Source organism: Marinibacterium sp. SX1 (assembly GCF_050389775.1).
Taxonomy (GTDB): domain Bacteria; phylum Pseudomonadota; class Alphaproteobacteria; order Rhodobacterales; family Rhodobacteraceae; genus Marinibacterium.
Window position 1 is genome coordinate 289,963 of sequence record NZ_CP177144.1, and the last position, 11,852, is coordinate 301,814.

Here is an 11,852-nt window from a genome sequence, read left to right on the forward strand (position 1 = left end):
TCCCACACCACGCCTCCTCGAAACACCACCCCGCGCCGGCCTGACCGGCGCCGGGCCGCCCGACGACGCCGCGCAGCGCCGGCTGGACCTAAGACGGGCCACCATCTGGCCCTATCCGTCCCCTGAAACCATGCGTACCGTCTGCCCGACACACCCGCTCCGGCGGGCCGGAACAGCTGCGCCCATCACCCCCCAACCCACGAGGCTCGCCCATGAAAATGACCACCGAAGAGGCATTCGTCAAAACCCTCCAGCGGCACGGGATCGAACATGCCTTCGGGATCATCGGCTCGGCCTTCATGCCCATTTCCGACCTGTTTCCCAAGGCAGGCATCACCTTCTGGGATTGCGCCCACGAAGGCTCCGGCGGGATGATGGCCGATGGCTACACCCGGGCGACCGGCAAGATGTCGATGATGATCGCCCAGAACGGGCCGGGCATCACCAATTTTGTCACCGCCGTGAAGACGGCCTATTGGAACCACAGCCCGCTGCTGCTGGTCACGCCCCAGGCGGCCAACAAGACCCTGGGCCAGGGCGGGTTCCAGGAAGTCGAGCAGATGGCCCTGTTCAAGGACATGGTCGCCTACCAGGAAGAGGTCCGCGACCCGTCCCGCGTGGCCGAAGTGCTGAACCGCGTGATCATCCAGGCCAAGCGCGCCTCGGCCCCGGCCCAGATCAACATGCCCCGGGATTTCTGGACCCAGGTCATCGACATCGACATTCCCGACGTGATGGAATTCGAACGTCCCTCCGGCGGCGAGACGGCCTTGCAAGAGGCCGCAGAGCTGCTGTCCTCGGCCCGGTTCCCGGTCATCCTCAACGGGGCCGGCGTGGTGCTGTCGGGCGCGATCCCGGCTTCGATGGCCCTGGCCGAGCGGCTCGATGCCCCGGTCTGCGTAGGCTACCAGCACAACGATGCCTTCCCCGGCTCGCACCCCCTGTTCGCCGGCCCGCTGGGCTATAACGGTTCAAAGGCCGCGATGGAGCTGATCGCCCGGGCCGATGTCGTCCTGGCCCTGGGCACCCGGCTCAACCCGTTCTCGACCCTGCCGGGCTATGGCATGGATTACTGGCCCTCAGATGCCCGGATCATCCAGGTCGATCTCAACCCCGACCGCATCGGGCTGACCAAGAAGATCTCGGTGGGCATCGTCGGGGATGCCCGGGCGGTGGCCGGGTCGCTGCTGGACCGGCTGGACGACAGCGCCGGCGATGCTGACCGCGACACGCGCAAGGCCCTGATCGCCGACACGAAATCCCGCTGGGCCCAGCAGCTGTCGTCGATGGACCACGAAGAGGACGATCCGGGCACCAGCTGGAACGCCCGGGCCCGGGCCGACAAGCCCGACTGGATGTCGCCGCGCATGGCCTGGCGCGCGATCCAGGGCGCCCTGCCGCGCGAGGCGATCATCTCGTCCGACATCGGCAACAATTGCGCCATAGGCAATGCCTACCCGGCCTTCGAGGACGGCCGCAAATACCTGGCGCCGGGGCTGTTCGGGCCTTGTGGCTACGGGCTGCCCTCGATCATCGGCGCCAAGATCGGCCAGCCCGACGTGCCCGTCGTGGGTTTTGCCGGCGATGGCGCCTTCGGCATCGCGGTGACCGAGCTGACGGCCATCGGGCGCAAGGAATGGCCGGCGATCACGATGGTTGTCTTCCGCAATTACCAATGGGGCGCCGAAAAGCGCAATTCCACGCTCTGGTATGACGACAATTTCGTGGGCACCGAGCTGGATGACGACGTGACCTATGCCGGCATCGCCCGGGCCTGCGGGCTGCAGGGCGTCGTGGCCCGGACGATGGACGAGCTGACCAGCGCGCTGGGAGAGGCCATCCGCGACCAGATGGAGCACGGGCGCACCACGCTGATCGAGGCGCTGATCAACCAGGAACTGGGCGAGCCCTTCCGCCGCGACGCGATGAAAAAGCCCGTGGCCGTGGCCGGCATCGACCCGGCCGACATGCGCCCGCAAAAGGCCTGACCGGCACACCCGGCCCGGGCGGCGGCCCCCCTGCCCCGCCCGCGCCGAGATTTTTCTGGAAAAATCTGGACCCGGCCCGACCCTTGGCGCCTTCCGGCTGTCAGGCCACGGCCCGGTCGTGAAGCCTTTCCCCTCCCGGTCATCAGGCATTCCGCCGTCCGGCTGTCCGGCCTTGTCCCCGTCCGGGCTTCACGTCTTGCCCAGCCGGTCGCCAGACCGTGCCGGTCCAGGCGTCAGGCCCCGGCAGCCAGCCGGGTTTCGACCACCCGGGCCAGGATCGACGCGCCGACCGGCAGGATGCCCGGATCCAGCACATAGGCCGGGTTGTGCAGCGGGACCGTCCCGCCATGGCCCAGCCGGACATAGGCCCCGGGCACGGCCTTGAGCATGTCGGCGAAATCTTCCGACCCGGTCACCGGCGGTTCGTTGTCGCTGACATTGGCCGGCCCGACGATATCCCCGGCCGCGGCCACATAGGCATCCGACAGCTCGGCATCGTTCTGCAACACGTCGAAGACATTGCGCAGGTCCAGCGTGATCTCGACCCCGTGGGCCAGGGCAAACCCGTCGCAGATCGCCTGCATCCGCGCCCCGGCCAGCTCGTAGATGCTGTCCTTGAAATAGCGGATCGTGCCGGCCAGCGTCGCCGTTTCCGGCACGACGTTATAGGCCGAACCGGCGTGCAGCTGGGTGATCGACAGCACGCAGGTGTCCTGCGGCGGGATGTTGCGCGACAGGATGGTCTGAATCTGGGTGGCCAGGGTCGCCGCGATCATCAGCGCGTCCTTGGACATGTGCGGCGCGGCGGCATGGCTGCCCTTGCCCGCGACCTTGATGTCGAAGAAAGCCGCCCCGGCCATGGCCGCGCCCTTGCAGATGCTCACCTTGCCCGGCGGCGTGCCCGGCGAATTGTGCATGCCGTAGATCTCGTCGCAGGGGAATTGCTCGAACAGCCCGTCGGCCAGCATCTGGCGCGCCCCGCCCAGCCCCTCTTCGGCCGGCTGGAAGATCAGCACCGCCGTGCCCGCGAAATCGCGCGTGGCGGCCAGGTATTTCGCCGCGCCCAGCAGCATCGTCGTATGGCCGTCATGGCCGCAGGCATGCATCACCCCGGGCGTCGTCGAGGCATAGTCCAGCCCGGTGATCTCGTCGATCGGCAGGGCGTCCATGTCGGCCCGCAGGCCGATCCGCCGGTTGCCCTTCTCGCGCCCGTGGATCAGCGCGACGACGCCGGTCTTGCCAAGCCCGGTGTGGATCTCGTCGACCCCGTAGGCCTTCAGCGTCTCGGCCACCACCGCGCTGGTGCGCACCTCCTCGAAGCCCAGCTCGGGATGGGCATGCAGATCCCGGAAGATCGCTTCCAGCTCGGGCGCCGCTTCGGCGATGGGCGCCAGGATCGTGACATCGGTGGGCAGGTCGGGGGCGGCGGACATGGGATGGGCTTCCTTTCATGGCAGAAGGGGCGCCCGCACCGGACGCCCCGTCAGAAGACCATGGAAAGGCCCGCGGGCCCTGTCAACGCGATGGATCAGAGCAGGCCGGCATGGACCATGGCCGCGTCGATCGCTGCCTTGGTTTCGTCCAGCGCGCCGGTCAGCGGCAGGCGCACCTCTTCCGAGCACAGGCCCAGCCTGGACAGGGCGTACTTGGCCCCGACCAGCCCGGGCTCGATGAAGATCGCCTCGTGCAGGGGCATCAGCCGGTCCTGGAATTCCAGCGCCCGGGCGTAATCGCCGACCAGCGTGGCTTCCTGGAACTCGGCGCAGAGCCGGGGCGCCACGTTGGCCGTGACCGAAATGCAGCCGACACCGCCATGGGCATTGAACCCCAGCGCCGTGGCATCCTCGCCCGAAAGCTGGATGAAATCGGGGCCGCAGGACGCGCGCTGCTGGCTGACCCGGGCGATGTCGCCGGTGGCATCCTTGACCCCGACGATGCGCGGCAGGCGGGACAGCGTGCCCATCGTGGCCGGGGTCATGTCGACGACCGACCGGCCGGGGATGTTGTAGATGATGATCGGCAGGTCGCAGCACTCATGGGCCGCGGTGAAATGGGCGATCAGCCCGCGCTGGGTCGGCTTGTTGTAATAGGGTGTCACGACAAGCGCCCCGTCGGCGCCCACGGCCGCGGCATGCTGCAGGAAACGCTCGGTCTCGACGGTGTTGTTCGACCCGGCCCCGGCAATCACCGGGATGCGACCGGCTGCGGCCTTGACGACCTCGGTCACGACGCGTTCATGTTCGACATGGGTCAGCGTCGGGCTTTCCCCGGTCGTGCCGACCGGCACCAGCCCGTGCGATCCCTGGTCGACATGCCAGTCGACAAGTTTCTTGAGCGCGTCGTAATCCACAGCACCGTTTGCAAACGGGGTGACAAGGGCCGGCAAGGAACCTTTGAACATGGTCGCGCTCCTGGGTTAGGCGGTAGGCTCTCCCCGGCACTACCGCTTTTGTGAGTTGTACATGCCGATACACACAATACGCTTGGATGCTCAAGCCCCGCATGGTCCGAAAATGATTGCACTGCTCCGCCCTGTTTCGCTCCTGCTCCTGCTTTGCCTGGCCCGGCCGGCCCTGGCCGACCTCTCCGGGGCCATGAACGCCATCCGCGGCCAGGATTTCACCCGGGCCTTCGCCGAGGCCGAGGGGCCCGGCACGGCGTCGCATGACATCGTCGAATGGTACTGGCTGCGCGCCGGGCGGGGCGATGCCGCGGCGGTGCTGGATTTCCTGGCGCGCAATCCCGACTGGCCCGGCCTGCCCTGGCTGCGCGAGAAGAGCGAAGGCGCCTTTGTCGCGGCCAGCTTCGCCCAGGTCCTGCAGATGTTCGACGCCCAAGAGCCCCAGACCCCGGATGGCGTGCTGGCCTATGTCAACGCCCTGCGCGCGGCCGGGCGCAACGGCGAGGCCGATGCCACGCTGGTCCTGGGCTGGCGGACGATGCCCATGGGCGCCCAGAGCCAGGATGCCTTTCTGGATGCCGGCGGCGCCCTGCTGGCCCCGCATCACGCCGCCCGGCTGGACCGGATGCTGTGGGACGGCCAGCGGCTGAGCGCCCGGCGCATGCTGACCAGCGTCGACGACGACCTCCGGGCCCTGGCCCTGGCCCGGCTGGCCCTGCAGGAACAGGCCGCCGGCGTCGACACGCTGATCGGCCGGGTGCCGGCCGGGCTGCTCGACGATCCCGGCCTGGCCCATGACCGTTTCGAATGGCGCGCGCGCAAGGGCCGCACCGAGGACGCGCTCGACCTGATGATGGAACGCTCGACCTCGGCCGAGGCGCTTGGCCAGCCCGAGAAATGGGCCGGCCGGCGGCGGGGCTATGCCCGCGAGCTGATGCGGGCGGGCGATTACGACCGGGCCTATGCCGTGGCCATGCGCCACGGGCTGGACGGCGGATCGGATTTCGCCGACCTGGAATGGCTGGCCGGCTACCTGGCCCTGCGCTTTCTCGACCAGCCCGAAACCGCCCTGCTGCACTTCCTGCGCCTCGACGATGCCGTCGAATCACCGATTTCAAAGGGCCGGGCGAAATACTGGACGGGCCGGGCGCTGGACGCCCTGGGCGACACCGACATCGCGCAGATCGCCTATCGCGAGGGCGCCGAATACCAGAGCGCGTTCTACGGGTTGCTGGCCGCCGAGAAGGCCGGCATGCCCTTTGACCCGGCCATGGCCAACCCGCCCGAGCTGGCACCCTGGCAGGAGGCCGATTTCACCCGGTCCTCGGTCTTTCGCGCGGCCACCGAATTGTGGGAGGCCGGCGAGGTCGACCTGGCCGAACGGTTCTTCACCCACCTGACCGAAAGCCTGGATCCGACCGATGCCGCCCGGCTGGGCCAGATGGCCCTGGACCTGGGCGATCCGCACCTGGCCGTGATGATTTCCAAGCGGGCGGCCCAGGGCGGGATGATCCTGGCCGGCTATTACTATCCGCTGCACCCGGTGGCCGGGGAAACCCTGCCCATGGCCCCCGAGATGGTGCTGGCCATTGCCCGGCGCGAAAGCGAATTCGATCCCGGCGTGGTCAGCCATGCCGGGGCCCTGGGCTTCATGCAGGTCATGCCGGCGACCGGCCGGCTGGTGGCCACCGACCTGGGCATCGCCGCGGCCCATACCTCGGGCCGGATGCTGGACGACTGGCGCTACAATGCCAAGCTGGGGGCCAATTACCTGGCCACCCTCGCCGGCGACCTGGGCGGCAATGTCACGATGATGGCCGCGGGCTACAATGCCGGGCCGGGCCGGCCGCTGCGCTGGATGGAGCTTTACGGCGATCCGCGCGGGCGGCGGGCCGATATCGACATCATCGACTGGATCGAGATGATCCCGTTCAACGAGACGCGCAATTACGTCATGCGCGTCACCGAAAGCCTGCCGGTCTACCGCGCCCGGCTGGGCAAGGACCCGCTGCCGGTGCCGTTTTCCGAGGAACTGCGCGGCTCAACCCTTGGCGCGTTCGCGCCATAGGGTAAAGAGCCCGGCCGCCACGATCAGCGCCGCGCCAAAGGCCACGTTGGCGCGCATGACCTCGGAAAAGACCGTGATGCCCACGACCGAGGCCCAGACAAAGTGGAAATAGGCAAAGGGCTGCACGGCGCTGGCCTCGGCCACCTCGTAACACTTGATCAGCAGCCAGTGGCCCATGACTCCGGTGATGCACAACAGGCCCATCCAGGCGTAATCGCCGGGGGTCATGACCTGCCAGTGCGAAAAGCCCACGATCGTCAGGGCCACGGCGCCCACGGTGCCCGTCCAGAAGAAACTGGTGGCCGTGCTGTCGCGCCGGGCGGCGTAGCGGGTCAGCAGGCTGTAGAGCGCAAAGAGCAGGGCGGCGACCAACGGGATGACGGCCGCCGGGTCAAAGACCCCGCCCGAGGGTTTCAGGATGAACATCACCCCGACAAAGCCCACACCGATGGCCGTCCAGCGCCGCCAGCCCACGCCTTCGCCCAGCACCGGGCCGGACAGGGCGGCGACCAGCAGCGGATAGCAGATGAACACGGCCTGGCTTTCGACCAGGCCCAGGATGGTGAACCCGAAGACCGCGATGCAGATCTCGGCGGCCAGCAGCAGGCCGCGGATCAGCTGGATGACCGGCTGGGTCGTGCCGATGGCCTTGCGCAGCCCGCCCTTCTGGCGCGCGGCCAGGGCGATGACGAAGGCCGCGAAGAACCAGTAGCGGATCATCACGACCATCAGGGTGTTGTATTCGCCGGCCAGGTGCCGGGAAATGCCGTCCTGCAGGGCAAAGACGATGGTCGAGCCGATCATCAGGCCAATGCCCAGCCCGACCGAATTGCGCTGCGGGGCGATGGATGCGGCGGGGGCGGCGGCCGTGATCGGCTCGATGGTCATGTCAATGTTCCGACGGTCATGTGGCGTTTGCGGCCAAAGCCCGGGCGCCGTTCCACGGCAAAGCCGGCTTCGGCCAGGGCGCGGCGGACATGGCCCGCCGCCGTGTAGGTGGCCAGGGTGCCGCCCGGCGCGGTGTGGCGGCCGACGTCGGCCATCAGGGCGGGTTCCCACAGCTCGGGATTGCGGGCCGGGGCAAAGCCGTCGAGGAACCAGGCATCGGCCCGGCCCGGCCAGTCCGGCAGGGTCTGGCGGGCATCGCCCATCCGCAGGTCCAGCCGCGCCCCGCCGATCTCGACCGGAAACAGCCCGCTGGCCCAGGCCGTGGCCAGGGCGTCGCGGAAGGCCAGGCCGGGAAAGGCCGCCAGGGCCTGGGCCATGTCGTCCGGGGCCATGGGGAAGGCTTCGAAACTGGTGTAATGCAAAACGCCCGGCGCGCCGGCCCGGTGCCAGGCGTCAAGCGTGGCCAGGAAATTCAGCCCGGTGCCAAAGCCCAGCTCGGCCACGTGGAACCCGTCGCGGAACCGGCCCGGCAGGTCATTGCCGCCCAGGAACGTGTGGCGGGTCTCCTCCAGACCATCCTGGAGCGAGTAATAGGGATCGTCGAACAGGTCGGACACGGGCACCTGGCCGTCCCGCCATGATATCTTCGCCTGCTGGTGCTGCATGGTCCGCTCTTCTATGGTCTCTCGGCAAGAGACGCCCGGCCGGGGCGACACTGGACAAGCGGAGCGGAAATGGCAATGGCAGACGTGACCGTCAGGGGGGCCGGGATCTTTGGCCTGTCGATCGCCTGGGCCTGCGCCCGGCACGGGGCGCGGGTGGCGGTCGTCGACCCCCATGGCCCCGGCGCCGGGGCCAGCGGCGGGGTGGTCGGCGCGCTGGCCCCGCATGTGCCCGAGAACTGGAACGCCAAGAAGGCCTTTCAGTTCGACAGCCTGATGATGGCCGAGGCCTTCTGGACCGACGTGGCCATGACCGGCGGCGTATCGCCGGGCTATGCCCGGACCGGCCGGTTGCAGCCGGTGGCCGACAGCGCCGCGCTGGACCTGGCCCGCGCCCGCGGACGCGAGGCCCAGACCCTGTGGCAGGGCGCGGCGACCTGGCAGGTGATCTCGGCCGGCGAGGCGCTTGGCTGGGCCCCGGTCTCGCCCACCGGCTGGCTGATCCGCGACACCCTGACCGCCCGGCTGCACCCGGCCCGGGCCGTGGCCGCCCTGACCGCCGCGCTGCAGGCCCGGGGCTGCGAGGTCGTGCCCGAGGCGCCCGACCGGGGGGCCGTGGTCTGGGCCACCGGCGCGGCCGGGCTGGCCGAGCTGTCGCAGGCCTTCGGGCGCAACCTGGGCATGGGCATCAAGGGCCAGGCCGCCGTGCTGGATGCCGCCCTGCCCGCCGATGCGCCCCAGCTCTTTGCCGATGGCGTGCATGTCGTGCCCCATGCCGACGGCAAGGTGGCCATCGGCTCGACGACGGAACGGGAGTATGACGATCCGGCCTCGACCGATGCCCGCCTCGACGACGTGCTGGCCGCCGCCCGCGCCGCCGTGCCGGCCCTGGCCGAGGCCCCGGTCATCGCCCGCTGGGCCGGCCTGCGCCCGCGCGCCCGCAGCCGGGCGCCGGTGCTGGGCCCCTGGCCCAGGCGCGAGGGTCATTTCGTGGCCAATGGCGGGTTCAAGATCGGCTTTGGCATGGCGCCCAAGGTGGCCCAGGTCATGGCCCGGCTGGTGCTGGGCAACCATGACGAGATCCCCGAGGATTTCCGCCTGGAAAGCTGCCTCTGAGCCTTTGCCCGCGCCGGCAGGGCCCAGTCGGCGTTGCGGCGTGACCGTCACCCGGGTGGCCCAGGCTGTGCGGCTCCTCTGCCTACGTGGTGTTCGATGGCGCTGCTGGTTGCGTGGTGTCCGATGGCCCCGTGACAACCCCCATGTCCATCGGCGCCCCTGCCTGCACGATGTCCGCCGGCGCCTCTGCCCAACCCGGCGCGCATCTGTCCAACACGACGCGGCATCTGCCACCACCCGGCAGAGCCCCGCCCCAACCCGGCGCGGCCCCCTCGTCCGGCCGGCTCAGGCCGGCACGGCCTCGGCGCTCATGATCTGGCGGCCATCCGTCCCGCGCACCCACAGCGACGTGCCCGTCCGGCAGAATTCGGCGGCCTCGGTATGGACCAGCGGCGCGCTGCCCCGAAAGGCAAAACCGGCCAGCGGGCCCATCAGGTCGACGGCCATCAGCATCAGCATCTGGGCCAGCAACGGCCCGTGCACGACCAGCCCGTCATAGCCTTCGACCGTCCGGGCATAGGTCTCGTCGTAATGGATGCGGTGGCCGTTGAACGTCAGGGCCGAGTAGCGGAACAGCAGGGTGGTGTCGAAATTTTCGGTCCGGCGGTCGGTCTCGTCACGCGGGGCGGCCACCACGGCCGGGGGCGGGCTGCCCGGGGCGGGATCGGCGCGATAGACCAAGTCCTGCCATTCGGTGACGCACAGCCGGCCCTGCTGGCGGATCTCGTGGCGCAGGGTGACAAAGGCCAGCGGGCCGCTGCGCCCGGTCTTGTGGCGCAGGCTTTCGGCCAGGCTGAGCCGTTCGGCCGGGATGCCCGCGCGCAGCGGGGCTTCGAAGACCAGCCGCCCCCCGGCCCACATCCGCCGGGGCAGGCCGGTCTCGGGGATCAGCCCGCCGACCCTGGGATGGCCGTCGCGGCCCAGCTCACCCGGCGGGCTGGCCTGCCAGAAATAGAGCTGGTGGTAGAACGGCGGCAGGTCCATGCCCGGTTCCAGGGTGCCCGCGCGGCCGAGCGCGGCGTTCAGGGCCGTCGCCCGCGCCGGGTCCATCGCATCCGTGATCACCTGGGCGGTCGGGCGGGTCTCCATCATGGCGCCAGCATGCCCCCGCCACCGGGGCCACGCAAGGGATTGGGTGACCGGCCTGTCATGTGGGCAAGGGCCGTGCCGGTTGCAGCGTCCTTCGGACCGGCCGCGCCCAGGTCGATTGGGCCGCCTTGCCGACCGCGGCCGTCAGTTTACCCCTGCCCACCATACAATCCGGCACCGGTTGCACGGCCGCGCCTTGCGGCAGGCAAACCGCGCATCCGCCGCGCCCGCACGCTGCTCAGCGCCGGGCTTCGGCGCGCAGGGCGTCCATCAGTTCCTGCAGGGTCTTGAGATACAGCTCCGAGGTCAGCTGACCATCCTCGCCGAACTGCTTGTCGGCCCCGGCCAGGTGCAGTTCCGGGCCGGCAATGACCCGGGCGCGGAAGGGCACCATGAAGGTCCGCAGGATCAGCTGGGCCCGCTCGCCCCCGGCCCGGCCGGCAGCGGCCGACATCACGGCCACGGGCTTGTCCTGCCAGCGCACGGGCTTGACCCGGCTGACCCAGTCCAGCGCGTTCTTCAACACGCCCGACGGGCCCTTGTTGTATTCCGGCGTCGAGATCACGATGGCCTCGGCCTCTTCGATCTGGTCGACCAGCCGGGCCACCCCGTCCGGCACGCCGCCGGCCTCTTCGAGGTCACCATCGTAGAGCGGCAGGGCGACATCGGCCTCGATGAACCGGGCCGGGGCATACAGCCGGGCGGCCTCGCGCACCAGCTTGCGGTTGACCGATGCCGTTCGCAGCGATCCCGAGATCCCCAGCAGCAGACCGTCACTCATTGTCCTGGCACTCCCTTTCCAGCGGTTCCGGCCAAAGCCTAGCACGCCCGGGCCCGTCGGCCAGAGCGACCTTGGGCCCGGCGCAATACCGCCCGATCCGACGGAGCCGTCCCGGAGCCCGTTGCCAGGCGCCGGGACGGGCGTGATCAGTTCTTGGGCACGACGACGATTTCGACGCGCCGGTTCTGGGCGCGGCCCTCGGGCGTCAGGTTGGACGCCACGGGCTGGTTCTCTCCGGCGCCGTAGGTGCGAATGCGGTTCGGCTCGACCCCGCCGTTGATCAGCACGGCCGCCACGGCCCCGGCCCGCTGTTCGGACAGGGTCTGGTTATAGGCCGCCTCGCCGACATTGTCGGTATGGCCGGTGATCTGCAGGTTGGAATTCTTGTACTTGACGAAATTCGCGGCCAGCTTGTTGAGGTCGGATTGCAGCGCCGGGCGCACGTCGTACTTGCCGGTGTCGAAGGTGATGTCCTGGGGCAGGGTCACGACCAGCTGGCTGCCGGTGTTGACCACCGTGATGCCGTCATTGGCCAGCGAATTGCGGATCTCGGTGGCCTGGCGGTCCAGCAGGCTGCCCGCCCCGGCGCCGACCAGCGCCCCGGCGGCCGCACCGACGGCGGCGTTCTTCAGGCCCTGGTCACCGCCGGTGATCAGCCCGACCCCCGCACCGAGGACAGCCCCGGCAATGGCGCCGGACTTGGTGTTCTGGTTGGGATCGGTGCTGGGGTCCAGCGCGGCCGGGTTGGTGCAGGCGCCCAGCACGAGCGCCGTGGCCAGCGACAGGGCGATGGCAGGTTTGCGGAAACGGACCGGCTGGGCCGGGGCGGGGGACAGGGTCATGGGATCTACCTTCTGCT

At 69.6% G+C, this 11,852-nt stretch carries 10 protein-coding genes; 3 read left to right on the top strand and 7 right to left on the bottom strand.

Annotated elements, in window-relative coordinates:
- Positions 1–212 precede the first annotated feature (212 nt).
- Positions 213–1,988: a sulfoacetaldehyde acetyltransferase gene (xsc, locus tag ACK3BB_RS01320; RefSeq protein WP_428926925.1), complete on the top strand. Its 1,776-nt coding sequence runs from the start codon at positions 213–215 to the stop codon at positions 1,986–1,988.
- Positions 1,989–2,221: 233 nt separating this feature from the next.
- Here the strand turns inward: xsc and ACK3BB_RS01325 are convergent, their stop codons facing one another.
- Together ACK3BB_RS01325 and dapA are read right to left on the bottom strand one after the other, a co-directional pair.
- Positions 2,222–3,421, bottom strand: a complete 1,200-nt coding sequence (locus ACK3BB_RS01325; RefSeq protein WP_428926926.1) for a M20 aminoacylase family protein — start codon at positions 3,419–3,421, stop codon at positions 2,222–2,224.
- A gap of 95 nt (positions 3,422–3,516) precedes the next feature.
- The gene (dapA, locus tag ACK3BB_RS01330; RefSeq protein WP_428926927.1) at positions 3,517–4,389 is read right to left on the bottom strand and encodes a 4-hydroxy-tetrahydrodipicolinate synthase; all 873 of its coding nucleotides are present in this window, start codon (positions 4,387–4,389) and stop codon (positions 3,517–3,519) included.
- Between the two features lie 112 nt (positions 4,390–4,501).
- Between dapA and ACK3BB_RS01335 the strand changes: the two genes are divergently transcribed.
- Positions 4,502–6,457: a lytic transglycosylase domain-containing protein gene (locus tag ACK3BB_RS01335; protein ID WP_428926928.1), complete on the top strand. Its 1,956-nt coding sequence runs from the start codon at positions 4,502–4,504 to the stop codon at positions 6,455–6,457.
- On the opposite strand, the gene ACK3BB_RS01340 is transcribed toward ACK3BB_RS01335, so the two are convergent.
- Together ACK3BB_RS01340 and mnmD are read right to left on the bottom strand one after the other, a co-directional pair.
- Complete coding sequence (locus tag ACK3BB_RS01340; protein ID WP_428926929.1) at positions 6,431–7,345, bottom strand: DMT family transporter; 915 nt, start codon at positions 7,343–7,345, stop codon at positions 6,431–6,433. The two genes, ACK3BB_RS01335 and ACK3BB_RS01340, sit on opposite strands and share 27 nt — an antisense overlap.
- Positions 7,342–8,010, bottom strand: a complete 669-nt coding sequence (mnmD, locus tag ACK3BB_RS01345) for a tRNA (5-methylaminomethyl-2-thiouridine)(34)-methyltransferase MnmD (protein ID WP_428926930.1) — start codon at positions 8,008–8,010, stop codon at positions 7,342–7,344. The genes ACK3BB_RS01340 and mnmD overlap by 4 nt, the downstream gene beginning before the upstream one ends.
- A gap of 69 nt (positions 8,011–8,079) precedes the next feature.
- On the opposite strand from mnmD, the gene ACK3BB_RS01350 reads away from it, so the two are divergent.
- The gene (locus ACK3BB_RS01350; RefSeq protein ID WP_428926931.1) at positions 8,080–9,123 is read left to right on the top strand and encodes an NAD(P)/FAD-dependent oxidoreductase; all 1,044 of its coding nucleotides are present in this window, start codon (positions 8,080–8,082) and stop codon (positions 9,121–9,123) included.
- A 285-nt stretch (positions 9,124–9,408) separates the two neighbouring features.
- Here the strand turns inward: ACK3BB_RS01350 and ACK3BB_RS01355 are convergent, their stop codons facing one another.
- The 3 genes from ACK3BB_RS01355 to ACK3BB_RS01365 form a co-directional block, all read right to left on the bottom strand.
- Entirely contained in the window at positions 9,409–10,215 is an 807-nt protein-coding gene (locus ACK3BB_RS01355; protein ID WP_428926932.1) for an acyl dehydratase, read from the bottom strand.
- A gap of 235 nt (positions 10,216–10,450) precedes the next feature.
- Positions 10,451–10,993: an NADPH-dependent FMN reductase gene (locus ACK3BB_RS01360; protein ID WP_428926933.1), complete on the bottom strand. Its 543-nt coding sequence runs from the start codon at positions 10,991–10,993 to the stop codon at positions 10,451–10,453.
- 146 nt (positions 10,994–11,139) lie between these two features.
- A complete protein-coding gene (locus ACK3BB_RS01365) occupies positions 11,140–11,835 on the bottom strand; it encodes an OmpA family protein (RefSeq protein ID WP_428926934.1) in 696 nt (231 codons plus the stop codon).
- Between the last annotated feature and the right edge of the window lie 17 nt (positions 11,836–11,852).